The organism is Streptomyces sp. NPDC034037 (assembly GCF_055575715.1).
On record NZ_JBVISC010000001.1, the window covers coordinates 87,800 to 111,080 of the forward strand.

At 73.9% G+C, this 23,281-nt stretch carries 22 protein-coding genes; 11 read left to right on the forward strand and 11 right to left on the reverse strand.

Annotated elements, in window-relative coordinates; all coding sequences use genetic code 11:
- Positions 1–41 precede the first annotated feature (41 nt).
- Positions 42–419, reverse strand: a complete 378-nt coding sequence (locus ACZ516_RS00445; protein ID WP_358588134.1) for a winged helix-turn-helix transcriptional regulator — start codon at positions 417–419, stop codon at positions 42–44.
- Positions 420–482: 63 nt separating this feature from the next.
- Between ACZ516_RS00445 and ACZ516_RS00450 the strand changes: the two genes are divergently transcribed.
- Positions 483–1,649 (forward strand): Gfo/Idh/MocA family protein, encoded by a 1,167-nt coding sequence (locus tag ACZ516_RS00450; protein ID WP_469007813.1) that lies wholly within the window; start codon positions 483–485, stop codon positions 1,647–1,649.
- A 40-nt stretch (positions 1,650–1,689) separates the two neighbouring features.
- Here the strand turns inward: ACZ516_RS00450 and ACZ516_RS00455 are convergent, their stop codons facing one another.
- The gene (locus ACZ516_RS00455; RefSeq protein WP_469007815.1) at positions 1,690–3,222 is read right to left on the reverse strand and encodes an aldehyde dehydrogenase (NADP(+)); all 1,533 of its coding nucleotides are present in this window, start codon (positions 3,220–3,222) and stop codon (positions 1,690–1,692) included.
- A gap of 148 nt (positions 3,223–3,370) precedes the next feature.
- On the opposite strand from ACZ516_RS00455, the gene ACZ516_RS00460 reads away from it, so the two are divergent.
- The 5 genes from ACZ516_RS00460 (at position 3,371) to ACZ516_RS00480 (ending at position 7,871) form a co-directional block, all read left to right on the forward strand.
- Positions 3,371–4,144, forward strand: coding sequence for an IclR family transcriptional regulator (locus tag ACZ516_RS00460; protein WP_358588126.1), 774 nt, complete (start codon positions 3,371–3,373; stop codon positions 4,142–4,144).
- A 65-nt stretch (positions 4,145–4,209) separates the two neighbouring features.
- Positions 4,210–4,374: a hypothetical protein gene (locus ACZ516_RS00465; RefSeq protein WP_469007816.1), complete on the forward strand. Its 165-nt coding sequence runs from the start codon at positions 4,210–4,212 to the stop codon at positions 4,372–4,374.
- Positions 4,371–5,627 (forward strand): sensor histidine kinase, encoded by a 1,257-nt coding sequence (locus ACZ516_RS00470; RefSeq protein WP_469007818.1) that lies wholly within the window; start codon positions 4,371–4,373, stop codon positions 5,625–5,627. The genes ACZ516_RS00465 and ACZ516_RS00470 overlap by 4 nt, the downstream gene beginning before the upstream one ends.
- Entirely contained in the window at positions 5,624–6,307 is a 684-nt protein-coding gene (locus tag ACZ516_RS00475; protein ID WP_469007820.1) for a response regulator transcription factor, read from the forward strand. Before ACZ516_RS00470 ends, ACZ516_RS00475 begins: the two co-directional genes overlap by 4 nt.
- A gap of 115 nt (positions 6,308–6,422) precedes the next feature.
- Positions 6,423–7,871, forward strand: coding sequence for a peptidoglycan D,D-transpeptidase FtsI family protein (locus ACZ516_RS00480; RefSeq protein ID WP_469007822.1), 1,449 nt, complete (start codon positions 6,423–6,425; stop codon positions 7,869–7,871).
- Positions 7,872–8,168: 297 nt separating this feature from the next.
- Here the strand turns inward: ACZ516_RS00480 and ACZ516_RS00485 are convergent, their stop codons facing one another.
- Genes ACZ516_RS00485 through ACZ516_RS00495 form a run of 3 tightly spaced genes read right to left on the reverse strand, consistent with a single transcriptional unit; the run spans position 8,169 to position 10,053 of the window.
- Positions 8,169–8,948 carry a hypothetical protein gene (locus ACZ516_RS00485; protein WP_469007823.1) on the reverse strand — a complete coding sequence of 260 codons (780 nt, stop codon included), beginning with the start codon at positions 8,946–8,948 and terminating at the stop codon, positions 8,169–8,171.
- Positions 8,945–9,286 carry a PadR family transcriptional regulator gene (locus ACZ516_RS00490; protein ID WP_358913904.1) on the reverse strand — a complete coding sequence of 114 codons (342 nt, stop codon included), beginning with the start codon at positions 9,284–9,286 and terminating at the stop codon, positions 8,945–8,947. The genes ACZ516_RS00485 and ACZ516_RS00490 overlap by 4 nt, the downstream gene beginning before the upstream one ends.
- Positions 9,287–9,321: 35 nt before the next feature.
- On the reverse strand, positions 9,322–10,053 hold the full coding sequence (locus tag ACZ516_RS00495; RefSeq protein ID WP_469007825.1) for a CPBP family intramembrane glutamic endopeptidase: 732 nt from the start codon (positions 10,051–10,053) through the stop codon (positions 9,322–9,324).
- Positions 10,054–10,317: 264 nt separating this feature from the next.
- Here ACZ516_RS00495 and ACZ516_RS00500 point away from each other — a divergent pair, with 264 nt between their 5' ends.
- Complete coding sequence (locus ACZ516_RS00500; RefSeq protein ID WP_469007827.1) at positions 10,318–11,520, forward strand: MFS transporter; 1,203 nt, start codon at positions 10,318–10,320, stop codon at positions 11,518–11,520.
- Positions 11,521–11,645: 125 nt separating this feature from the next.
- On the opposite strand, the gene ACZ516_RS00505 is transcribed toward ACZ516_RS00500, so the two are convergent.
- A complete protein-coding gene (locus ACZ516_RS00505) occupies positions 11,646–12,812 on the reverse strand; it encodes a hypothetical protein (protein ID WP_469007829.1) in 1,167 nt (388 codons plus the stop codon).
- Positions 12,809–13,774 (reverse strand): 5-dehydro-4-deoxyglucarate dehydratase, encoded by a 966-nt coding sequence (locus ACZ516_RS00510; protein WP_469007830.1) that lies wholly within the window; start codon positions 13,772–13,774, stop codon positions 12,809–12,811. The genes ACZ516_RS00505 and ACZ516_RS00510 overlap by 4 nt, the downstream gene beginning before the upstream one ends.
- A gap of 287 nt (positions 13,775–14,061) precedes the next feature.
- Here ACZ516_RS00510 and ACZ516_RS00515 point away from each other — a divergent pair, with 287 nt between their 5' ends.
- From ACZ516_RS00515 to ACZ516_RS00525, 3 genes are all read left to right on the forward strand, one after another.
- Entirely contained in the window at positions 14,062–14,871 is an 810-nt protein-coding gene (locus ACZ516_RS00515) for an NAD-dependent epimerase/dehydratase family protein (RefSeq protein WP_469007831.1), read from the forward strand.
- Positions 14,872–14,921: 50 nt separating this feature from the next.
- Positions 14,922–15,143, forward strand: coding sequence for a hypothetical protein (locus ACZ516_RS00520; RefSeq protein WP_469007833.1), 222 nt, complete (start codon positions 14,922–14,924; stop codon positions 15,141–15,143).
- Positions 15,144–15,225: 82 nt separating this feature from the next.
- The gene (locus ACZ516_RS00525; protein ID WP_358586296.1) at positions 15,226–16,452 is read left to right on the forward strand and encodes a TerD family protein; all 1,227 of its coding nucleotides are present in this window, start codon (positions 15,226–15,228) and stop codon (positions 16,450–16,452) included.
- A 77-nt stretch (positions 16,453–16,529) separates the two neighbouring features.
- Here ACZ516_RS00525 and ACZ516_RS00530 read toward each other — a convergent pair whose 3' ends face one another.
- The 3 genes from ACZ516_RS00530 to ACZ516_RS00540 form a co-directional block, all read right to left on the reverse strand.
- Positions 16,530–16,757, reverse strand: a complete 228-nt coding sequence (locus tag ACZ516_RS00530; RefSeq protein ID WP_358586269.1) for a CarD family transcriptional regulator — start codon at positions 16,755–16,757, stop codon at positions 16,530–16,532.
- Positions 16,758–17,164: 407 nt separating this feature from the next.
- The gene (locus ACZ516_RS00535; RefSeq protein WP_469007835.1) at positions 17,165–18,643 is read right to left on the reverse strand and encodes an alkaline phosphatase PhoX; all 1,479 of its coding nucleotides are present in this window, start codon (positions 18,641–18,643) and stop codon (positions 17,165–17,167) included.
- Positions 18,644–18,814: 171 nt separating this feature from the next.
- Positions 18,815–20,281 (reverse strand): hypothetical protein, encoded by a 1,467-nt coding sequence (locus tag ACZ516_RS00540; RefSeq protein ID WP_469007836.1) that lies wholly within the window; start codon positions 20,279–20,281, stop codon positions 18,815–18,817.
- Positions 20,282–20,562: 281 nt separating this feature from the next.
- On the opposite strand from ACZ516_RS00540, the gene ACZ516_RS00545 reads away from it, so the two are divergent.
- Entirely contained in the window at positions 20,563–22,410 is a 1,848-nt protein-coding gene (locus tag ACZ516_RS00545) for an endonuclease/exonuclease/phosphatase family protein (RefSeq protein ID WP_469007838.1), read from the forward strand.
- A 51-nt stretch (positions 22,411–22,461) separates the two neighbouring features.
- Here ACZ516_RS00545 and ACZ516_RS00550 read toward each other — a convergent pair whose 3' ends face one another.
- Positions 22,462–23,199: an SRPBCC family protein gene (locus tag ACZ516_RS00550; RefSeq protein ID WP_469007839.1), complete on the reverse strand. Its 738-nt coding sequence runs from the start codon at positions 23,197–23,199 to the stop codon at positions 22,462–22,464.
- Between the last annotated feature and the right edge of the window lie 82 nt (positions 23,200–23,281).

Genomic DNA, 23,281 nt, shown 5'->3' on the forward strand with positions numbered 1-23,281 from the left:
GGGAGCCTCCGCTCAGGGCGTCAACGCACGGGCAAAGCGGCTCATTCCCCCGCCGCGAACTTTCCCGCGTTCGCCCTGACCCAGGTCCGCAGGTGGGCGAGCGGCTCCAGGGCGCCGCGGCCGAGGCCGGTCAGCTCGTACTCGACGCGGGGCGGGACCTCGGCGTACACGGTGCGCGTGACCAGGCCGTTCTCCTCCAGGCGGCGCAGGGTCTGGGTGAGCGCCTTGGGGCTGACGCCCTCCAGCTTGCGGCGCAGTTCGCCGAAGCGGCGCGGGCCGTCCTCCAGGGCGGTGATGGCGAGCCCCGTCCACTTGTGGACGAGCAGCTCGAAGACCTCGCGGCCGGGGCAGAGCAGGCCGTAGATGTCGTGCGGCCGAGCGGCCGCGCCGGGGCGCTCATCAGGGGTCTGACCAGTCATGGTTCCCCCAATATAGTTGGGTCCCTTGCGGGTGACCGGGCGGTCCGCCCTACGGTCCCGCTCATGACTTCTCCCGACCTCTCCCCCGTCTCCCCCCTCTCCCGCCTCTCCCCCTCCTCGCCCGTGCGGGTCGGCCTCGTCGGCCTGTCGGCCCGGGGCGGCTGGGCGTCCCGCTCCCATCTGCCGGCGCTCTCGCGCCTCAAGGGGTACGAGCTGCGCGCCCTGTCCGCGTCGAGCGAGGCGTCCGCGCGGGCGGCGGGCGAGAAGTACGGGGTGCCGCTGGCCTTCGGGTCGACCGGGGAACTCGTCCGCAGCGACGAGGTCGACCTCGTCGTGGTGAGCGTGCGGGTGCCGCTGCACCGCGAGGCGGTCCTCGCCGCGCTCGACGCGGGCAAGGCGGTCCTGTGCGAGTGGCCGCTCGGCAACGGCCTCGCCGAGGCCGAGGAGCTGGCGGCGGCCGCGGACCGGGCCGGGGTGCGGACGTTCGTCGGGCTCCAGGCCCGTTCGGCGCCTCCGGTGCGGTACGTACGGGAACTGGTAGCCGAGGGCCGGGTGGGCGAGGTCCTGTCGACGAGCCTGGTGGCCTCGGGGCGCGGGTGGGGGCCCACGTTCGAACCGAGCGGCGCCTATCTGCTGGACGAGCAGAACGGCGCCACGATGCTGACGATCCCCTTCGGGCACACCGTCGACGCGCTCACCATGGCCCTCGGGGAGTTCACCGAGGTCTCCGCGACGCTGGCGACGCGGCGTCCCGTCGTACGCGAGGCGGGCACCGGACGCGCCGCCCCGATGACGGCCGCCGACCAGGTGGCGGTGTCGGGGCGGCTCGCCTCGGGCGCGGTCGTCTCGGCGCACTTCCGCTCCGGTCTGTCCCGAGGCACGAACTTCCGCTGGGAGATCAACGGCACGGACGGGGACCTCGTCGTCACCGGCGACTCCGGCCACCTCCAGCAGGCGGCGGTGACCGTGCGCGGCGGACGCGGCACGGAGCGCGGCCTCACCGGACTCCCGGTGCCCGCACGCCACTTCGCCGTGCCGGAACTGGACGAGCTGCGCGCCGTGCCGTCTTACGAAGTGGCCTACAACGTAGGGGCGCAGTACGCCCGCGTCCTCGCCGACCTGACGGAGGGCACCGCCCACGCGCCGGACTTCGCGCACGCGGTGCGGCGCCACCGGCTGCTGGACGCGATCGGGCGGGCGGCGGCCACCGGGACCCGGGTGACGGTGTGAGGCCCGGAACGGCCGGGCCCCGCCCCGGGCCCGCCGCGGGTCAGTGCTCCAGCCGTCCGTCCACCCTCCTCGGCAGCCCCAGCGGGTTGGCGTCGCGCAGCTCCGGCGGGAGCAGGGCCTCGGGGGTGTTCTGGTACGCGACCGGGCGCAGCCAGCGCTCGATGGCCGTGCCGCCCACGGACGTCGACGTGGACGTGGTGGCGGGGTAGGGCCCGCCGTGGTGCTGGGCGGGCGCGACGGCGACGCCGGTGGGCCAGCCGTCCACGAGCACGCGCCCGGCGAGCGGGGTCACCTCGGCCAGGAGCTCGGCGCCGCGCGCGCTCACGCCCGCCGCCTCGTCGGTGGAGAGCTGCACCGTCGCGGTGAGGTTGCCGGGCAGCCGCGAGAGGACGGCGGTGATCTCCGCGTCGTCAGTGTAGCGCGCGACGACGGTGACCGGGCCGAAGCACTCCTCCAGGAGCAGGTCGTGCGGCCCTTCGCCCGCCAGGCGCGCGGCCGGGACCGTGAGGAAGCCGGCGCTGACGGTGTGCTCGCCGCCGGCGCCCGGGGTCACCGGGGCCTGGACGTCGGGGAGCGCGGCGCGCTCGCGTACCCCGGCGACGAAGTTGTCGCGCATCCGGTGGTCCAGGAGCACCCCGGCCTCGGTGTCGGCGACCGCCTCGGTCAGCGACTTCACGAACCGGTCGCCGGCCGCGCCCTCGGGGGCGAGGACGAGACCCGGCTTGACGCAGAACTGGCCGACGCCGAGCGTCATCGAACCGGCGAGTCCGGTGCCGATCTGCTCGCCGCGCTCGGCGGCGGCGGCCTCGGTGACCACGACGGGGTTGAGGGAGCCCAGCTCGCCGTGGAAGGGGATCGGCACCGGCCGGGCGGCGGCCGCGTCGAACAGGGCGCGCCCGCCGCGGATGGAACCGGTGAACCCGGCGCCGGCGATCAGCGGGTGCTTGACCAGCTCGACGCCCGCGTCGAAGCCGTGCACCAGGCCGAGGACGCCCTCGGGGATGTCGTGCCTGGCCGCCGCCCTGCGCAGCACGGAGGCGACCAGCTCGGAGGTGCCCGGGTGGTCGGGGTGGGCCTTGACGACGACGGGGCAGCCCGCGGCGAGCGCGCTCGCGGTGTCGCCGCCGGGCACGGAGAAGGCGAAGGGGAAGTTGGACGCGGAGTAGACCGCGACGACGCCGAGCGGGAGCTTGTAGCGCCGCAGGTCCGGGATGGGCGGGGTCGCCGAGGCGTCCGGGTGGTCGATGACGACGCCGAGGAAGGCGCCCTCGTCGACCAGGTCCGCGAAGGCCCGCAACTGGTAGCAGGTGCGCGCGAGTTCACCGGTGAGCCGGACCGGGCCGAGCGCGGTCTCCGCGTCGGCGGTCTCCACGAGGTGGTCCTTCGCCTCGTCGAGCAGTTCGGCGGCGGTGCGCAGGAAGGCGGCGCGGACCACGCGGTCGGCGAGGGCGGGCGCCGCGTCCCGGGCCGCGCGGACCGCGCCGTCGACCTCCTCGGCCGTGGCTTCCACCGCAACCTGCTCGCGCTGCTTCCCGGTTCGGGGGTCGACACTCCAGACTGGTGCTGCTGCCACCGCGAATTCCCTTTCCAAAGGTGATGCCGGTCGTTCTGGCCGAGGTCTGCCGCTCACCAGGGCTGTTCGATATGCTGAACAACGTCTCCGCTGATGAACGGGCAGGGACTCGGAGCGTATTTCTCGGCGATCTAAGGGGTCAAGGGCGATGTCGGCTGGCGAGACCGGAGGCGGGGCGCAGGTCAAGTCCGCGGTGCGGACGGTGGAACTCCTCGAGTACTTCGCGGGCCGTCCCGGAATGCACTCCCTGGCGGCCGTCCAGGAGGCGGTCGGGTACCCCAAGTCGAGCCTCTACATGCTGCTGCGCACCCTGGTCGAGCTGGGCTGGGTGGAGACGGACGCGACCGGCACGCGGTACGGCATCGGCGTGCGCGCCCTGCTGGTGGGCACCTCCTACATCGACGGCGACGAGGTGGTGGCCGCCGCGCGGCCGACCCTGGACCGGCTCTCCGACGACACCACCGAGACCATCCACCTGGCGCGGCTCGACGGCACGAACGTCGTCTATCTGGCCACCCGCCAGTCGCAGCACTATCTGCGGCCCTTCACCCGCGTCGGCCGCAGGCTGCCCGCGCACTCCACCTCGCTCGGCAAGGCGCTGCTCGCCACCTTCACCGACGAGCAGGTCCGCGCGCTGCTCCCCCAGGCGCTGCCCGCGCTCACCGAGCACACCATCACCGACCGCGAGAAGCTCATCGAGGAGCTGCACACGGTCCGCGAGCAGGGCTTCGCGGTGGACCGCGAGGAGAACACGCTCGGCCTGCGCTGCTTCGGCGTCGCCATCCCCTACCGCACCCCGGCCCGGGACGCGATCAGCTGCTCGGTGCCGGTGGCCCGCCTCACGCCCGCGCACGAGCAGATGGTCAAGGACGCCCTGTTCGACGCGCGCGACCGGCTGACCCTGGCGACGCGCCGACTCTGAGGCGGACAACGCCGGTTCGCCGCGGTCCTGGGCTCGGGGGCGGCCGGCTGCTGTTCGGTTCGCTCATGAGCCTCGGCGACGCCACGAGGCGGCCCACCGGCGTCACGGTCCTCGCCTACGCTGTGCAGATGATCACCGGAACGCTCGTGGCCGCCGTCGGGGTGCGCTTCCTCACGGAGCGGGCGGGTTCCCCGGCGTGCGGGGCTTCGGCGTGCGGGGCTTCGGCGTGAGGGGCCTCGGCATCGCGCTGTTCGGGCGCCGGGCGCGCCGCCGGTGGGTCCATCTGATCCTCGGCGGCGCGCTCGCCATGCCGTACGTCTTCGTCGGCTCGGTGATCGTCGGACCGCTCCTGAACGACGACCGCTTCTTCGGCTCGCTCACCTCGCAACTCGCCTCCTTCGCCGCCGGGTTGCCGCTGGCCGCGATCACCGCGCTGTTCTCGCTGACCCGCCCGATGTCGGTGGCCGCCGTCCGCGCCCTGTGCGCGGTGCCCGAGGGCGCTCTGGCCGAGGGTCCCGCGCGGGGGCGGGTGGCACGCGGGCGGACCGCCGCGTGGTTCACCCTGCACCTGGGCCTCGGCGGGCTCGTCAGCGGCATGTCGCTGGCGCTGCCGCCGTTCGCGTGCGTCCTGCTGGCGGTGCCGTTCTTCGCCGTGTTCCGCGACAGCCGCATCGGCCTGCCCGGAGTCTTCGGCGAGCCCTGGCTGGTGGCGCTCTCGCCGGTCGTCGGCTGCGCCTCGCTGGTGGCGCTCGCCGCCTGCGCGGCCGCGTCCGGCGGGCTCCTCGCGCGCTGGGCCCCGGCGCTGCTCGGGCCGACGCCCGCCGACCGGCTCGCGGCCGCCGAGCAGCGCGCCGCCGACCTCGCGGTGCGCAACCGCCTGGCACGCGAACTGCACGACTCGGTGGGCCACGCGCTGAGCGCCGTCACCCTGCAGGCGAGCGCGGCCCGCCGCGTCCTGGACCACGACCCGGAGTTCGTCCGGGAGGCGCTGGCCGCCATCGAGGACACCACGCGCCGCACGGTCGGCGAACTCGACGCCGTGCTCGGTGTGTTGCGGGAGGCCGACGACGCCCGCTCCACGGCGCCCGCGCCGACCCTCGCCACCGACTTGGACGGACTGCTGCGCCGCACCAGGGCGAGCGGTCTGCGGGTCGGCGCCACCGTCGCCCTGGAGCCGGACACCCTGCCCCCGCTGGTCTCCCGCGAGGCGTACCGCATCGTGCAGGAGGCGCTCGGCAACGCCCTGCGGCACGGCGGCGGGGACGCCCGGGTGAGCCTGCGCATCGCCCTGGACGGCCCCGACCTGGCCGTCACGGCCGAGAACCCGCTGCCGCCCCGCTCCCCCGCCACCCGCCCCGGCGGCGGCCACGGCCTGCGCGGCATCGCGGACCGGGCCCGGCTGCTCGGCGGCACGGCCGCGGCGGGCCCGGCGGACGGCGCCTGGCGACTGGACGTACGACTTCCGCTGAAGGGACACGCATGACGACCACCCCCGCCCCCACCGCCACCGCCACCGCCATCCGGATCGTCCTCGCCGACGACGAGCGCATGGTGCGCACCGCCCTGCGCGCGATCCTCTCCGCGGAGGCGGGCATCGAGGTCGTCGGCGAGGCGGCGACCGGCGCCGAGGCCGTGTCGGTCGTGCGGCGGCTGCGGCCCGACGTCGTCCTGATGGACGTGCGCATGCCGGAGATCGACGGCATCCGCGCCACCGAGCAGATACTCCGGACGATGCCGGAGCCGCCGCGGATCGTCGTCGTGACGACCTTCGAGAACGACGCGTACGTGTACGAGGCGCTGCGCGCGGGCGCCGCCGGCTTCCTGCTCAAGCGGGCGGACGCGGACGCGCTCGTCCAGGCGGTGCGCGTGGTGGCGCACGGCGACTCGCTGCTGTTCCCCGCGGCGGTGCGCGCCCTGGCCGCCGAGTACGGGCGGGCGCGGCCGGCGCCGCCCGCGTGGGTGGCGCGGCTGACCGGCCGGGAGAGCGAGGTGCTGCGGCTGATGGCGGCGGGGCTGACCAACGCGGAGATCGCCGGACGGATGGGGGTGGGCGCCGCGACGGTGAAGACGCACGTGGCGTCCGTGCTCGCCAAGACGGGCGCGCGGGACCGCACGCAGGCGGTGATCGCCGCGTACGAGGCGGGCTTCGTGGACCGGGGCTGAGCCCGGTCCGCCCGGCCGGTCGGGGCGCCCCGGGATCATGAGGACTTTCTGAGAAAACGGTCGCAAGCGGACCAGAAGGGAACGAAACCCTCCAGTCCGCTCGTCCTTCCGTGGGATGAACAAGACGATCAGGCGCGCCTCGGTCTTCGCACTGCTGCTCGTGCTCGCCCTGCTGGTGCGGGCGACGTGGGTGCAGTTCCACGACTCGAAGGCGCTCGCGGACGACAAGCACAACCGGCGCAAGGCGATCGAGCAGTACGCGAACCCGCTGGGCGACATCATCGTGGGCGGTGAGGCCGTCACCGGCTCCGCGCGGACGAAGGGAGGAGACCTCGCGTACAAGCGCACGTACAAGAACGGTGCCCTCTACGCGCCCGTCACGGGCTACAGCTCGCAGGTGTACGGCGCCACGCAGCTCGAAGGCATCTACCAGGACCTCCTCGACGGCACCGACAGCCGGCTGAGGAACCCGCTCGACACGCTCACCGGCAAGCGCGCCGAGGGCGGGGATGTGGTGACGACCATCGACCCGGCGGTGCAGAAGGCCGGGTACAAGGCGCTCGGCGACACCAAGGGCGCGGCGGTCGCCCTCGACCCGAAGAGCGGCGAGATCCTCGGCATGGTCTCGACGCCGTCGTACGACCCGTCGAGGATCAGCGGCTCCACCGACTCCGCGCAGTGGCGGGAGCTGACCTCCGACAAGGAGAAGCCGATGGTGAACCGCGCGATGCGCCAGCCGTTGCCGCCCGGTTCGACGTTCAAGCTGGTCGTCGCGGCGGCGGCCCTCGAGGACGGCCTGTACTCCTCGGTGGACGCGCGCACCGACAGCCCGAACCCGTACACGCTGCCGGGCACGGCGACGGTCCTGCGCAACGAGAACGCGTCGGCGCCCTGCGAGAACGCGACGATCCGCACCGGCCTGCGGTACTCCTGCAACAACGTCTTCGCGAAGATGGCCGTCGACCTGGGGCAGGACAAGGTCGCGGCGATGGCGGAGAAGATGGGCTTCAACACGGACAAGCTCGACGTGCCGGTGCGCGCGGCGAAGAGCGTGTACCCCGCCGGCATGGACAAGGCGCAGACGGGTCTGTCGGGCATCGGCCAGTTCGACGTGACGGCGACGCCGCTCCAGATGTCGATGGTGTCGGCGGCGATCGCGAACGGCGGCGAGCTGGTCCGGCCGCACATGGTCTCGCAGATCACCGACGCCGACGGCAACACCCTGGAGAAGTACGGCGACGGGGACTCCCGGCGCGTGATGAGCGAGTCCGTCGCCGAGGGCCTGCGGTCGGCGATGCGGACGGTCGTGGAGAAAGGCACCGGTTCGAACGCGCGGATCGACGGCGCGACGGTGGGCGGCAAGACGGGTACGGCGCAGCACGGCGAGAACAACAGCAAGACGCCGTACGCGTGGTTCACGTCGTACGCCAAGGGCGGCGACGGCCGGGAGGTGGCGGTCGCGGTGATGATCGAGTCGTCGAGCGCGGCCCGCGACGAGGTCAGCGGCAACGGCCTGGCGGCGCCGATCGCCAAGGCGATGATGAAGGCGGCGCTGACCCGCTGAGCGGGCCCGCCACCACCCCACGCCGCCACCGCCGTCCCACGCCGCCACCGCGGCACCTCGCCGCGGCGGCGGCCCTCCCCTCGACGCCCCGCCGCCGCGGTGGCCCGACACTCCGCCACGACGGCGGCCTGCCGCCACGGTGGCCCGCCCCGCCGCTGCGGCCCCCCGCCGCCCCGAGGCTCCCACCCCCCCCGGCCCCAGCCCCTGCCCCGCTTCGGCCCGGCTGGGCCTGCCTCACTCGGCCTGGTCACAACGCCCGTCCGCCTCAGCCCCCGCCCGCGTCGGCCCGACCCGGTCTCACTCCCGGCCCCGGGCCCGTTTCCGCTCGCGGCCCCCGCGCCAGGTCCGGCCGAGCACGATCAGCAGGAACGGTGCGCAGGCGCCCGCCAGCAGGCCCGTCGCGTAGCCGAGCCCGGTGCTCGCACCGTCGTCGAGGGCGGTCGAGACACCCGAGACGGCCACGGCGGCGATGACGACGGCCACCAGGGCGTAGAACTTCCGGCTCAGGAAGTTGCTGCGCTCCGGCACGGGCGGCGGCGACGCGATCTCCGCGCCGGGGCCGAGGCTCGCCGCCTTCGGCCGCTTGAACCAGGCGTGCACCAGCCAGGTGCCGCAGGCCTCCCAGCCGTCGGGGGCGAGCCGCCCGTCCAGGCCCTCGCGGCCGCGCGGGACCAGCTCGCGCCGGTACTCCCAGCGCTGCGGCCGCTCCGCGTCCCGGCGGCAGACGAAGCGGCCGAGCGCGTCGACCCGCTCCACCTCCCAGCCCTCGTCGCCGAAACGGTTCAGCAGCTCCTCGTCGACGTAGGTGTCGGCGGTCCAGCGCCACGTCTCGCCGTGGGCGGCCGGTGCGGTCGGTGCCCGCTCCCCCGTGGCGGGCACCAACTGCCCGGCGAACTCGTCGGCCGGCCCGAACTCCTCCAGCGGGTCGGCTCCCGACTCCTCCAGGTGCGCGGCCAGCTCCTCGACGGTCGCCTCGATCCGGTCGGCGGGCAGCCCGCGCGCCCGCAGCCGCTCGGCGAGGTCGATGAGGTAACCGTCCTGCTCGTACCGGGTGTTCACCGCGTCCGCTCCGTTCATCGTGGCGTCACTCCCGCCCTGCCCAGGACCTCGCGCACGGAGGTGTCGAAGGCCAGCCACAACCCGCCCTGCTCGCCGAGGGTCTCCCGGCCCGCGTCGGTGAGCCGGTAGTAGCGCCGGCCGGGCCCCTTCTCGGTGGCGCGGAACTCGGCGGCGACCAGGCCCGCCTCCTCCAGCCGGTTGAGGACGGGGTAGAGCGTGCCGCCCTTGATCTGCCCGAAGCCCGCGGCCGAGAGCAGCTTGGCGATCTCGTAGCCGTAGCTCTCGTCGTCGGTGAGGCTGGCGAGCACGAGGAGGTCGAGTACGCCCTTGAACCAGCTGGCGCGGCGGTCGGTCATGGTGTCAGGCCCTTCTTCGGCACGGGTCCCCCTCGTCAGGCGGCGGACGGGGCGCGCGGCCCGTCCGGCGCGGGCAGCGTCAGGTCGCGGACGCTCAGCGCGGCGTGCGCCACCACGGGGAGCAGCAGGCTGCCCGTCGCGAAGTAGAGGCCGGTCATGACGGCGCCGAACACGGCGAAGACCAGGATGCCCTGGCGGCCCTGGTAGGCGCCGGCGAGCGCGTAGATGAGGACCGAGAGGGCCGCGGCCACCGTGAGGTCGAGGCCGAGCGCGCCGACGCCGAAGGCGATGAGGAGGCCGCGGTACAGGAGGTTGGCGCCGATGCCGTCGGTCACGGCGACGGCGATCGCCAGCCGCCGCTCCTCGGCCGTGCGCGGCAGCATCGCCTCGATGGAGGCGAGCCCCGGCACGTGCCTGCCCCGCTCGGCCATGCCGCGGAAGTTGCGCCCCGAGGCCACGGCGACCGCGACGAAGACGAGCATCAGGGCCACGGTGTATCCGGGCCGTTCCGGCAGGACGAGACCGAGGTCGGCGGCGTCGACGCCGGGCGACAGCAGCAGCGCCGCCACGGCGCCGGCGGCGAGGACGCCCCACAGGGCGAGCGTACGGCCGAAGTAGCGGACGAGCGCGCGGGGTTCGGTGTCCCTGCGGCGGGCCAGCGAGGCGTACATCCGGCGGCCGGCCCAGGGCTCACCGAGCAGCAGATAGGCGGCGAGCGCGGCCGTGACGGCCGTCGAGGCGACCGAGAAGTCCGGCGAGATGGTCATGGGATCCCCCTTCCCGAGGGGGCCGCGCGGCGCATGTCTACGCCTGCCGTGCGACCCCTGAGCGACTGAACTACCTAGACCGTATGGCCACCTAGTCAGGATTGCAACCTATATCGCGGTGCCGTCACCAGAACCGCCTCCGCTAAGGCGGCGGCCTCGGTGTGTCTCCTCTGGCGGGCGGCCCGGGGCCCGGACTCACCGGCCGGCGGTTGGGGAAACAGCCCGATTCCGTGCCGGGGGCCTTAGAAGCCAGCATCACCTGGCATGACATCGACGATCGGGCGCGTCCTGCGGGACCGCGACGCCCGCCTCTACCTGGGCGCGGTGGTGGTCTCGGGCTTCGGGTCCTCCGCGCTCTGGCTGGCCTGCGGCATCTGGGTGAAGGAGCTGACCGGCTCCGACGGGCTCGCCGCGCTCTGCCAGTTCGCCCTGTGGGCGCCCACCCTCATCGGCCCGCCGCTCGGCACCCTCGCCGACCGCATGCGCCGCAGACCGCTCCTGGTGGCCGTGAACCTCGCGCTCGGGGTGCTGCTCCTGTCCCTGCTCGCCGTGGACGGCACGGGAGGGCTGTGGGTCCTCTTCGCCGTCCTCCTGCTGTACGGGGCGTGCGGCGTCGTCACGGACGCGGCGGAGGCCGCTCTGATCCCGATAGCCGTCGGCAAGGAAGTGCTCGGCGACCTCAACGGCCTGCGGATGTCCGCGAACGAGGGCATGAAACTGGTGGCGCCCCTCGCGGGCGCCGGCCTGTTCGCCGCCTGCGGGGGCGCCGGGGTGGCGCTCCTGGACGCCGTCACCTTCGTGCTCGCCGCCGGCCTGTACGCGCTGCTGCGGGTGCGTGAGGCCGCCCCGGTGCGTGAGCGTGCCTCCCTGTGGGCCCGTACCGCCGAGGGGGCACGGCACCTGTGGGGGCACGCGCGGCTGCGGCCGTTGGTGGTGGCGGGCGGTCTGACGATGCTGTCGTCGGGGGTCGGCGGCGCGGCCATCTACGCGATCGTGGAGCGGCTCGGCCACGCGCCCGCGTACTCGGGGGTGCTGTACGCCGTGCAGGGGGCGGGGTCCGTCGCGGTGGGCGTGGCGTCGGGGGCGCTGCTGCGGCGGTTCGGGGCGCGGCGGTTCGGCGGGGCGGGCATCGCGCTGACCGGCGCGGCGGCGGCCCTGAGCGCGCTGCCGAGCGACGCTGCGGTCCTCGCGGGGAGCTTCGCGAACGGCGTCGGACTGCCCTGTGTGCTGATCGCGGGCCTGACGGCGGTGCAGCGCGAGACGCCCGGGGCGCTGCTCGGCCGGGTGGCGGCGACCGCCAACACGTTGATGTTCACGCCGACCGCGCTCGGCATCGCGGCGGGCGCGGCCCTCGTGGAGTGCGTGGACCTGCGCGTCCTGTTGCCGGTGCTCGCGGGGGCGCGGCTGCTGATCGCCGCGCCCCTGCTTCTGCGGCGCCCGGCTGCTGCACGTGCGCCCGGCGCTTGATCGTCGTGACGGTCGGCGCCTGTGCGGTCGGGCAGGCCTCGGGCAGCTTGGCCTCGGGCAGCTTGGCCTCGGGCAGCTTGAGAAGCTCCCGGAGCCCGACTGTGGTGCCCGGATCGTGGGGGCGTTCACTCCGGGGTCGACAGGGCCCTGCCGACCTGCGCGAGGTCGTGGTCCGACGCCAACCCCGCGTGGTACAGCCGCAGTTCCGTGGCGCCGAGCCGCGCCGCGCGGGCCGCGTCGGCGGCGAGCGTGCCGGGGCGGCCGCCCATGGCGCCCACCACGGTGAGGTTGGCGGCCAGGACGGTGGCGGGCCCGGCGTGGGCGGTGAACGGCGTCAGGGCCTCGGCGCCGTCCGTGCACGGCACGACGACACCGTCGGCCACGGAGAGGATGTGCGCCGGGTCCACGCCCGCGTTCGCGCCGCAGTGGTAGGGCACCGGGTCGGCGTGCAGCAGCACCTGGAAGTCCGGCGGGGCGGCCGCCCGTACGGCGGCGACGGCGGCCTCCTGGAGCGTGCGGGCGGTTTTCTCGCGCCACGCGCGCGTGGCCGCCGCCAGGTCGGTGCCGATGAGCGTCTCGACGGACGCCCAGCCCGTGTCGTCCGCCTCGCCGCGCCACACGGGCTCCAGGCCGCGCCGGACGGCGGCCGCCAGCGCGTCCGGGTCGAGGCCTGCTCCCGCGTACCCCGCGCGGCAGGAGGAGCAGAAGCACAGGGACATCAGGTACTGCCCCGCCTCGCCGAGGCCGACGCCGGCGGTCTTGTCGTGGGCGTGCAGATGCGCGAGGCCGTACCAGCCGCACGACTCCAGTTCGGTGCCGCGCGCTCCGGGGCGCACGGCGGCCTCGGCGGCGAGATCGACGAGGTACGCGCGCGTGGCGGGCCGCGCGATGCACGGCGCCCACGGGTAGCGGTCCCCGTAGGCGTTGACGACGGAGGTGGCCGGGTGCTCCTCGCCCATCCGGGAGTTGTGGGCGAGGACGACCCAACTGCGTACGTCGATACCGGCGGCCGCGAGCGCGTCGGCGGCCGCTCCGTAGGCGTCGCCGGGCGCCCACTCCCCGGCGGGGTACGGCCGCAGCGCACGGCCCTGCCACCGGTCGCCCGGCGGGTAGAGCACGGCGGCGTGCGCGGCCGTGACGATGCGGTGGCGGGGGTGGCGCGGGGTCAGGGCGCGCGTGGAGTGGTAGGCGGCGGCGAGGGTGACCTGGCGGATGCCGAGACCGAGGAGGCGGGCGGGCGCGTCGGGGTCGCCGATGACGTCCCAGGGGTAGAGGAACGCGGCGGCCCTCACGCGTCGGCCCCGGGGTGGGCGTGCCCGAGGGACTCCCGGCCGCGTTCGATGAGTTCGGCCAGCCGCTTGACGTGTTCGCCGGCCGGTTCGTGCAGCGGCGGCCGCACGGGGCCCACGTCGAGGCCGCCGAGCCGTACGCCCGCCTTGACGAGGGAGACGGCATAGCCGCGGCCGAGCGCGCGCAGCTCCACGAAGGGCCGGTAGAAGCCGTCGAGGAGGCGGTTGACGGTGGCGTCGCCCTCCGGGGTGCCCGCGTTGAACGCGCGGTGGAAGGCGAGCGCGATGTCGGGCGCGAAGCAGAAGACGGCCGAGGAGTACAGCCGCACGCCGATGCCCCGGTAGGCGAGGCCGGTCAGCTCGGCGGTCGGCAGTCCGTTGAAGTAGAGGAAGTCCCCCGGCACCTCGCCGCGCACGGCGCTCACGACGCGCTGCATCAGGTCCATGTCGCCGAGGCCGTCCTTGAAGCCGATGATCCCGTCGGCGCGGGCGAGTTCGACGACGGTCCTGGGGGTGAAGACGGCGTTGTCGCGCTGGTAGACGATGACGTCCAGGGAGGTGGCCCCCGCCAGCTCGCTGTAGTGCCGTACGAGGCCTTCCTGCCCGGCGACGACGAGGTAGGGCGGCAGGGCGAGCAGCCCGTCGGCGCCCGCCTCCTCGGCCAGGCGCGCGTACCGCACGGCGAGCGCGGTGCCGTACCCGGTGCCCGCGACGACCGGCACGCGCCCCGTCGTCTCCTGGACTGCCGCGGCGACGCAGCTCTGGAACTCCTCGGGCGTCAGGGCGTGGAACTCGCCCGTGCCGCAGCAGGCGAAGACGGCCGCGGCGCCCGCGTCGACACCGGCGCGCACATGGGCGCGGAAGGCGTCCAGGTCCACGGAGCCGTCCGGGCCGTACGCGGTGACCGGGAAGAACAGCGGCCCGCTGGGGACGCGAAGTCGGGAAGCGAGAGGGGCTGGCGTCACGGACTCTCCCTAGGCGTGCACGTTCATGATTGGCGTCCATATCCCTGAACACGGTCACGCTAAGGCGCCCCGTCGGCCGAGGTCAAGCGGACGAACTCCCCGCAGAGGAGCGGGTTTCCCGCCGCCGGAAGACACCGGGAGACTCCGGGAAGCCGCCCGCAGACACTTGACGCGGCGCGACCGCGATCCCTAGGTTGTCTACGGATGTGAATCCTGTACGTCGATAAGAACAGTCACGTCCGTCCGTACGGCTACGCGCCCGCATACGGCCGCCCGAGGAGACCCGCATGCCCGCTGCCCGCACCGTCCTGCTCACCGGCGCCGCCGGCGGCCTAGGCACGCTGATGCGCGACCTCCTGCCGGCCCATGGGCACGACCTGCGCCTGCTCGACGTGCGCGCCATCGAGGACGAGCCGGACGCGATCGTCGCCGACCTCGCCGACAAGGAGGCGCTGCGTGCGGCCGTACGGGGGGTCGACGCGGTCCTCCATCTCGCGGGCATCTCCCTGGAGTCCACCTTCGACAAGATCCTCAAGGCCAACATCGAAGGGACGTACAACCTGTACGAGGCGGCCCGCGCGGAAGGTGTGCGGCGGGTGGTTCTCGCCTCCTCCAACCACGCGGTGGGCTTCACACCGCGCCCCCGGGGGGACGACCCGCTGATCCCGGTCGACACCCCGCACCGCCCCGACACGTTCTACGGCCTGTCGAAGTGCTTCGGCGAGGACCTCGCCCAGTTCTACTGGGACAAACACGGCATCGAGACGGTCTCCATGCGCATCGGCTCCTGCTTCCCCGAGCCGACGAACGTACGGATGCTGTCCGTCTGGATGAGCCCCGCCGACGGCGCCCGGCTCTTCCACGCGGCGCTCACCGCCGAGGACGTCGGGCACACCGTCGTCCACGGCTCGTCCGCCAACACCCGCCTGTGGTGGGACCTCTCCTCCGCGCGGGCGCTCGGCTACGACCCGCGGGACGACTCCGAGCCGTACGCCGCGAAGCTCGTCGCCGAGCAGGGCGAACTGGATCCCGGCAACCCCGCCCACGCACACCTCGGCGGCCACTTCTGCACCGACCCGCCGGTGTGGCCGCACTGACCCCGTAATCCGATACCGCGCGGGCAGGGGCGCGCCGTACCCTCCGGGTCATGCCGAGACCGCAGGGATTCACCTACGAACAGCGCGCCGACGGCGCCGTCGTCATCACGCACGGCGCCCGCGCCGCCGGGACGCTGCGCGGGCCCCGCGCCGAACAGTTCCTCGCCGAGGTGCGCGGCGGGGACCCGCAACTGGTGATGGCCCGCTGGACCGGCAACTACAAGCGGGGCAACGAACGCTCGGCGCGGGCGCACCCGCGCAACCGGGGCTGAGCCGCGCGAGCGGCCGGGAAAAAGCTTGCGCGAGTAAGGGAACGGTAAAGCGGGGTCGTTCGTTACCTCTGGCATGACAGCTATGACCCCCGGCTCGAACATCCCGCTGACCGCCGCCCGCGTGGCGGTGGACGTCGCCGCCCCGGTGCGGCTCGACGTATCGGGCCTGCTGCTCACCGCCGACGGCAAGGTGCGCTCCGACGACGACTTCATCTTCTTCAACCAGCCCTCGGGCCCCGGTGTGACCTATCAGTCGGGTGGCGGTACGACCCCCGACAAGGTCATCGTGGACACGGCCGCCGTGCCGGCCGGCATCGAGAAGATCGTCGTGACCGCGAGCCCGGACGCGGCGGGCCAGACCTTCCAGGGCATCGAGCCCACCGCCACCATCCGCGACGCGGACAGCGGCTCCGTCCTCGCCACCTTCACCCCGCCGCGGCTCGGCTCCGAGACGGCCCTGGTGATCGTCGAGATCTACCTGCGCAACGGCGCGTGGAAGGCCCGCGCGGTCGGCCAGGGGTACGCCAACGGCCTCGCGGGCATCGCGACGGACTTCGGCGTGTCGGTCGAGGAGCCCGCCCCGGCCCCGGCCGCCGCGCCCGCCGCCCCGATGGCGCCCCCCGTGGGGCAGCCGGTCCAGGGCCCGCCCCCGCCGGTCGCCGACCCGCGTCAGGCCGCGCCGAGCGCGCCCGCCGCTCCCCCGGCCCCCGCCGCGCCCGCCCCCGGCGCCGGGAAGATCAACCTGGACAAGGGCCGGGTCAGCCTGCAGAAGAACCAGACGGTGTCCCTGGTCAAGGGCGGCAAGCCGCTGCTCTCCCAGGTCAAGATGGGCCTCGGCTGGGAGCCCGCCTTCCGCGGCAAGGACATCGACCTGGACGCCTCCGTCATCGCCTACGGCCCGAACCGCAACCACGTGGACAGCTGCTACTTCGGCAAGCTGTCGATCGTGAACGGCGCGATCAAGCACTCCGGCGACAACCTCACGGGCGAAGGCGGCGGTGACGACGAGGTGATCGTCGTGGACCTCGGCCGCCTCCCCCAGGACGTCACGGGCCTGGTCTTCACGGTGAACTCCTTCTCCGGCCAGAAGTTCACCGAGGTCGCGAAGGCGTACTGCCGTCTGATCGACGCGGCGTCCGGCGAGGAGCTGGTCCGCTTCGACCTGACGAACGCCGAGGCGCAGACGGGCGTCATGATGGCCAAGCTGATCAAGCAGTTCACCGGCGAGTGGGAAATGACCGGCATGGGCCAGTTCGTCAAGTCGCGCACGGTCCGCGGCATGGTGAAGCCGGCCGCCCAGGCGCTGTAGCCGGACATGCGTGAGGGGCGGCGGACCGCGGCATGCGGTCCACCGCCCCTCACGTGTGTCAGGTCAGCGGTCGGGCGTCAGAGCTTGGACAGCTTCGAGTAGGGGCTCAGGAAGCGTCCCTGGCGTCCCTGGAAGTCGATGACGACCGCGTCCTCTCCCTCGACGCCGACGATCCTCCCGAGTCCGTACTGGTCGTGGGAGACCCGGTCGCCCACGGCGAACTGCTCTACGGGTGGTGCGGGCGGAGCGGGCACGTTGAAGGGACTGTTCGGCAGGTGGCGGCGCGAGCCGGCGGGCCTCGTCATATTCGAAGTATGCGCCCCCGGACACCCCCCGCACCATGCTCCGAGTTCACACCGCTTTCACATCGGTATGGAACAGACACACAAGCGGCTGGTGCGGGGGGTGTTTTCCATGATCGGTTCGCCCCCTGTCCGGAGGGGGCGATCTCGCCGTATCGGGTGAGACCGCACCCGCCGCCACCCGCGTTCGGAGCCGCGGACGACGCCGGTATGGCCAGTAACCGCCCGGATTGTCGCGCCAGACGCCAGGGGGGCCAGGGCCTCGGCGGTGGGTCCGCCGGCGAAGAAAGTGCCGGAGGCACGGATCACCGGCATCGCTCCACGCCCGGGCCCCGGGGAGCCGGTGGGCCGCGCCGGCGGGCCGCCGGAAGCGACGAAATCGTGACACCTCTCACGCCCGGACAGGCGATTCAGCGCCGCTGCCTCTTCCACGGACCGGTGATGGCCAGCAGGATGCCGGGCTTTTGGATGTTGGCGAACAGCGTCCGGCCGTCGGGCGAGAAGGTGACGCCGGTGAACTCGCTGTACTCCGGGTCGTCCTCCGTGCCGAGGTTCAGTTCGTTCCGCGCGATGGGGTACGTCCGGCCGCGCTCCGTGGCGCCGAACAGGTGCTGGACGCCGTCGCCGTCCTCGGCGACGACCAGACCGCCGTAGGGCGAGACGGTGATGTTGTCGGGGCCGTCGAAGGCGCCGTCCCGGCCCGGGTCGGGGTTCACGCCGAGCAACACCTTCAGGGTCAGGGTGCGGCGGCCCGGGTGGTAGAACCACACCTGCCCGTCGTGCTGTTCGGGGCTCTCGCCGCGGGCGAAGGAGGACACGACGTAGACGCCGCCGTCGCCCCACCACATGCCCTCCAGCTTGCGGGCGCGCGTGATGTCGCCGTCGTCGAACTGCTGGCGCACCGGCACGGTCCGCGCGTCGCGGTCGGGGACCTCCACCCAGTCCACGCCGTACACCGTGCCGATCCGCGTGGCGCGGGACAGGTCGTCGACGAAGCGGCCGCCGGAGTCGAAGCACTTGGGGGCCTTGAGGACACCCGCGTCGTCGGCGAGGGTGCGCAGCCTGCCGCGGCCGTGCTCGAAGCCGTGCGGCGGGCTCCAGCGGTAGAGCAGGCCGTTGGGCCCGGAGGCGTCCTCGGTGAGGTAGAGGTGCCCGCGCCTCGGGTCGACCACGACGGCCTCGTGGGCGAAGCGGCCGAGCGCCTTGACGGGCTTGGGGGCGCGGTTGGCGCGCCGGTCCATGGGGTCGACCTCGAAGACGTAGCCGTGGTCCTTGGTCATGCCGTTGCGGCCGGCCTTGTCCTCGGTCTCCTCGCAGGTCAGCCAGGTGCCCCAGGGAGTGCTGCCGCCGGCGCAGTTGGTGGCGGTGCCCGCGAGGGCGACCCATTCGGCGATCCGCCCGTCGCGGTGGACCTCGACCACGGTGCAGCCGCCGGACGCGGCCGGGTCGTACACCAGCCCCTCGGCGAGCGGGACGGGGTGCTCCCACTTGCCGCGCGGGCCGCCCAGCTCGTGGTTGTTGACGAGGAGGGTGGTGCCGCGCGGGCCCGCGAAGGCGGCGGTGCCGTCGTGGTGCGAGGGGGTGTACTCGCCGCTCTCCAGCCTCGTCTTCCCGCTGTGGGTCAGGACGCGGTAGGAGAACCCGGCGGGCAGGGCCAGCAGGCCCTTCGGGTCGGGGAGCAGCGGGCCGTAGCCGGGGTCGTGGTGTCCGTGGCCCCGCGCTTCCGCGTCCGCGCCCACCTCGCCGGGGTCGGTGCCGTGGCCGGTGTCGGTCTCGGTGGCGGCGAGCGCGCCGGGTGCGGTGGCGAGCGCGCCGACGCTGCCGGCCAGGGCGACCCCCGCCCCGGAGAGCGCGGAGCGTCTGGTGAGGTCCCTGCGGGCGAGCGACATGGTTTCTCCTGAGGCGCGAAGGCGGATGCGTACGACCGGCTGCCGTCGGCGAAACCGTCCCGCCCGCGCTTGAACGGCGGTTGAACGCCGCTCGACGCCGAAGGGCCACCTTGCGTGAACCTGACCGCAGGGTGGGCGGGGCGATGCACGCCCACCCGGCGGTCCGCCCGATCACAGTCCCTGCTGCGACCTCGCCTTGAAGGCCGCCTTGCGCGCCTCCTTGGCCACCTTCTTGTCGGGGTGCAGCCGGCCCATCGCGTCCAGGACGTCCGCCGTCGCCGGGTGCTCCACCCGCCACGCCTGGGCGAAGAAGCCGCTGTGCTGCTGCGCGAGTCCCTCGACCAGGCCCTGCAGCTCGTCGGAGTTGCCCTCGGCGGCGAGCTGCGCGGCCAGCGTGTCGATGGTCAGCCAGAAGATGAGCGCCTCCGACGGCGCGGGCACGTCCGCGGCGCCCTGCTCGGCGAGCCACACCCGGGCGAGCCCGCCGAGCTCCGGGTCGTCGAGCACCTCCCGCAGAGCGGGCTCCGCCTCGCCGCCGACCAGGGAGAGCGCCTGCTGGCAGCGGAGCCTGCGCAGCGGCGCGCCCTCGTCGCCGCCGCGGGCGGCGGCCAGCAGCTCGCGCGCCGCGCCGAGCGGCTCGTGCCGGGCGAGCCACTGCTCGATCTCCGCCTGCGCGGCGGCCTGCGGGAAGCCGGAGGTGCCCGCCAGGAGCGCGTCGGCGCCCTTGTCCGCGAGGTCGCCGACGGCGGGCGCGTCGACGCCGGCCTCCAGCATGCGGGCGCGGACGCCGTACAGGCCGAGGGGGGTGAGCCGGACCATGCCGTAGCGGGTGACGTCCTCGTCGTCCACCGGGGCGGGCTCCCGCACCTCCTCGTCGCCGTCGTCGTCGATCTCGGCCATGAGGGCCTCGTCGACCGGCTGGTACTCGACCAGGCCGAGCGGTTCGAAGAGGCGGAACTGGTCGTCGAGCCTCATCATCGCGTCCGACACCTGCTCCAGGACGTCGTCCGTGGGCTCGCCCATGTCGTCGGGGACGATCATCGAGGCGGCGAGCGCGGGCAGCGGGACCGGGCCCCCGCCGGCCGCGGCGTCGCCCACGGTGAGCAGGTAGAGGTTGCCGAGCACGCCGTCGAGGAAGTCGGCCTCCGCCTGCGGGTCCCAGCCCAGCTCGTCGAAGTTCACCTCGCCGTTCTCCTCCAGGACGTCCAGGAGGTTCTCCATGTCGGGCACGGTGGCGTCCGCGTACACGGTGTCCAGGGCGCCGAGCCAGATGCCGAGGACGTCCTGCGGGCCGCCGGAGGAGAGCAGGGCCAGCTCCTCGCCCTGGGCTGCGGTGCCCTGCGCGCCCTCCTCCTCGGCGTCCGTGACGTCGACCAGGCCGGTGTCCACGGCGATCCGCCAGGCCTCGCTCGCGAGCGCGGCCGCGTCCGGGTCGTCCGCCGCGAGGCCCAGCTCGGCGGCGGCCGCCGGGAGCTGGTCCTCGACCAGCTCGCCACCCGCGCCGACCCGGGTCCCCGGGCCGGTCCAGCGGGCGAGCCGGACGGCGCGGGAGAGCAGCGGGGTGGCGAGCGCGGCCCGCGCGAGCTCCGCTTCGGAGTGCAGCAGCACCGGCGGCAGGGTGGCGGGGCTTACGGACATCGGCTGGTTCTCCTCCGGCGGATGGGGGGTTCCCCAGCTCGAACGGCGTCCGGAGCGCGGGGAAGGGTCGGGCAGGGCGCAAGCCTAGACGGATTTGGCCCCATGCCGCCCGGTTCATGTCCCTGTCAGAAGACGCGGGGTGCGGGAATGCCCGTACAACCTTGACAACTGCCCTGGTCAGGCCAGAGATTGACGCGCGTAGAGCACCCGCGGGGCCCGCTCGGCCCCGTGCGACGCCGCACCGCCGCACCGTTTTCCCTCACCCTCATCCGGAGCCCCTCATGCCGCAGATACCGACGCCCCGCACCTCCAGAACGGCCGCCGTCAGTGCTGTCGTCGCCACCGCCCTGGCGGCCGGCCTGCTCGCCGCCTCCTCCTCCGCCGCCTCGGCCGACGGGGTCGGCGTCCACGACATCCAGGGCACCACCCGCGTCTCCCCGCTGGCCGGGCAGCAGGTCACCGACGTCCCCGGCATCGTCACCGGCGTGCGGACCTACGGCTCCAAGGGCTTTTGGCTCCAGTCCGCGCAGGCCGACGCGGACCCGGCCACCAGCGAGGGCGTCTTCGTCTTCACCGGCTCGGCGCCGCTCACCGTCAAGCCGGGCGACGCCGTGCGGGTCTCCGGCACGGTCGGGGAGTACGTCCCCGGGGGCACCGGCTCCGGCAACCAGTCGCTGACGCAGCTCACCAAACCGACGGTGACGGTGGAGTCCTCCGGCAACGCGCTGCCCGCGCCGGTGCGGATCGACGCACGAGCGGTGCCCGACCGCTACGCGCCCGCCGGTGACCCGGCGCAGGGCAACAGCGTCAACGGGCTGCCGCTGAAGCCCCGTACGTACGCCCTGGACCTCTACGAGTCCCTGGAGGGCATGAACGTCAGCGTCGGCACCTCGCGGGTGGTCGGGGCGAGCGACCCGTACAACGAGCTGTGGGTGACGGTGAAGCCGCACGAGCACCGCGACCGGCGCGGCGGCACCGTCTACGGCTCCTACGACGCGCAGAACGGCGGCCGGCTCCAGATCCAGCAGCTCGCGCCGGTCTCCGAGCACCCCTTCCCGAAGGCGAACGTCGGCGACGTGCTGACCGGCGGCGCGGCCGGCCCCCTGGACTTCAACCAGTTCGGCGGTTACACCCTCGCCGCCCGCGAGCTGGGCGACGTCCGCGACAAGGGCCTCGGGCGGGAGAAGACGCGGCGCCAGGCCAAGGGTGAGCTGGCCGTGGCCACGTACAACGTCGAGAACCTCGACCCCACGGACCCGCAGGAGAAGTTCGACGCGCTCGCCGGGGCGGTCGTGACGAACCTCGCCTCGCCCGACGTCGTCGCCCTGGAGGAGATCCAGGACGACAACGGCGCGAAGAACGACGGCACGGTCACCGCGGCCGCGACCCTGCGCAAGTTCACGGACGCGATCGCCGCCGCGGGCGGGCCGCGCTACGAGTGGCGCTCCATCGACCCGGTGAACAACAAGGACGGCGGCGAGCCGGGCGGCAACATCCGCCAGGTGTTCCTCTTCAACCCCGAGCGGGTCTCCTTCACCGAGCGCGCGGGCGGGGACGCGACGACGGCGACCGAGGTCGTGCGGGCGGGCAAGCGGGCCGCGCTGAGCCACTCCCCCGGCCGGATCGACCCGCAGAACGAGGCGTGGACCAACAGCCGCAAGCCGCTGGCCGGGGAGTTCACCTTCCGTGGCCGCACGGTCATCGTGATCGCCAACCACTTCAGCTCCAAGGGCGGCGACGAGGGCCTCACCTCGCACCACCAGCCGCCGGTGCGCTCCTCGGAGACGCAGCGCCTCAAGCAGGCGCAGGCGGTGAACGGCTTCGTGAAGGACATCCGCGAGGTACAGCGCGACGCGGACGTCGTCGTGCTCGGCGACATCAACGACTTCGAGTTCTCGGCGACCGCCAAGGCCCTCCAGGACGGCGGCGCCCTGTACGCGGCCGTCAAGTCGCTGCCGAGGAGCGAGCGTTACTCGTACGTCTACCAGGGCAACTCGCAGGTCCTCGACCAGATCCTGACCAGCCCCGGCGTCGGCGACGGCTTCTCGTACGACAGCGTGCACATCAACGCGGAGTTCGCCGACCAGAACAGCGACCACGACCCGCAGGTGCTGCGCTTCAGGCCGTAGCACTTCAGGCCGTAGCTCTTCAGGCCGTAACGGGCAGGCGGCGGGGCCGGCTCAGCCGTAGAGGTGGTGGAGCCAGTCCTGCCAGGCCAGTTCGGTGCGCTTGGCGTCCGCGCGCGGGCCGAAGTCGTGCACGCGGACGGCCACCGGCGCGCCGAAGTGGTTGCGGCCGAAGAAGCGGTGCAGGGTGTCGTCCGTCCGCAGGCCGATGAAGTACCGGCTGCGGAAGTCGATCACGGCGTCCAGTTCCGCGCCCGGCGCCTCCACGCGGACGCGGGCCCCCTCGCTCGCGTCGTCGGGCAGGCCGAGGGCGCGGGCCAGGCGCGCGAAGGCGTCCGGTCCGGCCGAGCCGGGCGGACCGTTGAGGGCGCAGAAGACGGCGGCGCGGCCCCCGAAGTAGGCCAGGTACTGGCGCAGGGTGTGCAGATGGAAGTCGACGCGCTTCGCGGCGTCCTCGTACTGGTCGTGCCCGTGCTCGGTGAAGACGCCGCTGTGGACGTAGCGCAGCCAGGAGCGGCGGCCGCCGTCGCGGGGCTCGATGGTGTGGTCCAGCCGGTCGAGGCCCTGGCCGCGCACGCCGTCGGGGTCCTCGACCCGGGCGGTGAGGCGGTGCGGTGGGTCCCAGCGGGTGACGGTGCCGCCGAAGGGGGCGGCGCCGCCCTCGCGCGGTTCGTAGCGCATGGGCCACAGCCAGCCGCCGGTGCCGGTGGTGAGGGCGGCCCAGACCTCGGCCGGCGAGCCCTCGACCTCGAACTCGCGGGCTATCTCGAACTCCTTGCCGCCGCCGCTCATACCGACTCCCTCGGGGTCCCCGTCGACTCCGGTCGCCACCGAGCGGCGCCGTCCGCAGCCTTCCACCGTCCCGCCACCGTCC

Coding starts and splice junctions, on each gene's coding strand:
- ACZ516_RS00530 (WP_358586269.1), bottom strand. CDS start 16,757: ATGACGAGGCCCGCCGGCTCGCGCCGCCACCTGCCGAACAGTCCCTTC.
- ACZ516_RS00480 (WP_469007822.1), top strand. CDS start 6,423: ATGAACAAGACGATCAGGCGCGCCTCGGTCTTCGCACTGCTGCTCGTG.
- ACZ516_RS00550 (WP_469007839.1), bottom strand. CDS start 23,199: ATGAGCGGCGGCGGCAAGGAGTTCGAGATAGCCCGCGAGTTCGAGGTC.
- ACZ516_RS00525 (WP_358586296.1), top strand. CDS start 15,226: ATGACCCCCGGCTCGAACATCCCGCTGACCGCCGCCCGCGTGGCGGTG.
- ACZ516_RS00520 (WP_469007833.1), top strand. CDS start 14,922: ATGCCGAGACCGCAGGGATTCACCTACGAACAGCGCGCCGACGGCGCC.
- ACZ516_RS00465 (WP_469007816.1), top strand. CDS start 4,210: ATGAGCCTCGGCGACGCCACGAGGCGGCCCACCGGCGTCACGGTCCTC.
- ACZ516_RS00545 (WP_469007838.1), top strand. CDS start 20,563: ATGCCGCAGATACCGACGCCCCGCACCTCCAGAACGGCCGCCGTCAGT.
- ACZ516_RS00495 (WP_469007825.1), bottom strand. CDS start 10,053: ATGACCATCTCGCCGGACTTCTCGGTCGCCTCGACGGCCGTCACGGCC.
- ACZ516_RS00450 (WP_469007813.1), top strand. CDS start 483: ATGACTTCTCCCGACCTCTCCCCCGTCTCCCCCCTCTCCCGCCTCTCC.
- ACZ516_RS00485 (WP_469007823.1), bottom strand. CDS start 8,948: ATGAACGGAGCGGACGCGGTGAACACCCGGTACGAGCAGGACGGTTAC.
- ACZ516_RS00500 (WP_469007827.1), top strand. CDS start 10,318: ATGACATCGACGATCGGGCGCGTCCTGCGGGACCGCGACGCCCGCCTC.
- ACZ516_RS00445 (WP_358588134.1), bottom strand. CDS start 419: ATGACTGGTCAGACCCCTGATGAGCGCCCCGGCGCGGCCGCTCGGCCG.
- ACZ516_RS00515 (WP_469007831.1), top strand. CDS start 14,062: ATGCCCGCTGCCCGCACCGTCCTGCTCACCGGCGCCGCCGGCGGCCTA.
- ACZ516_RS00490 (WP_358913904.1), bottom strand. CDS start 9,286: ATGACCGACCGCCGCGCCAGCTGGTTCAAGGGCGTACTCGACCTCCTC.
- ACZ516_RS00535 (WP_469007835.1), bottom strand. CDS start 18,643: ATGTCGCTCGCCCGCAGGGACCTCACCAGACGCTCCGCGCTCTCCGGG.
- ACZ516_RS00540 (WP_469007836.1), bottom strand. CDS start 20,281: ATGTCCGTAAGCCCCGCCACCCTGCCGCCGGTGCTGCTGCACTCCGAA.
- ACZ516_RS00460 (WP_358588126.1), top strand. CDS start 3,371: ATGTCGGCTGGCGAGACCGGAGGCGGGGCGCAGGTCAAGTCCGCGGTG.
- ACZ516_RS00475 (WP_469007820.1), top strand. CDS start 5,624: ATGACGACCACCCCCGCCCCCACCGCCACCGCCACCGCCATCCGGATC.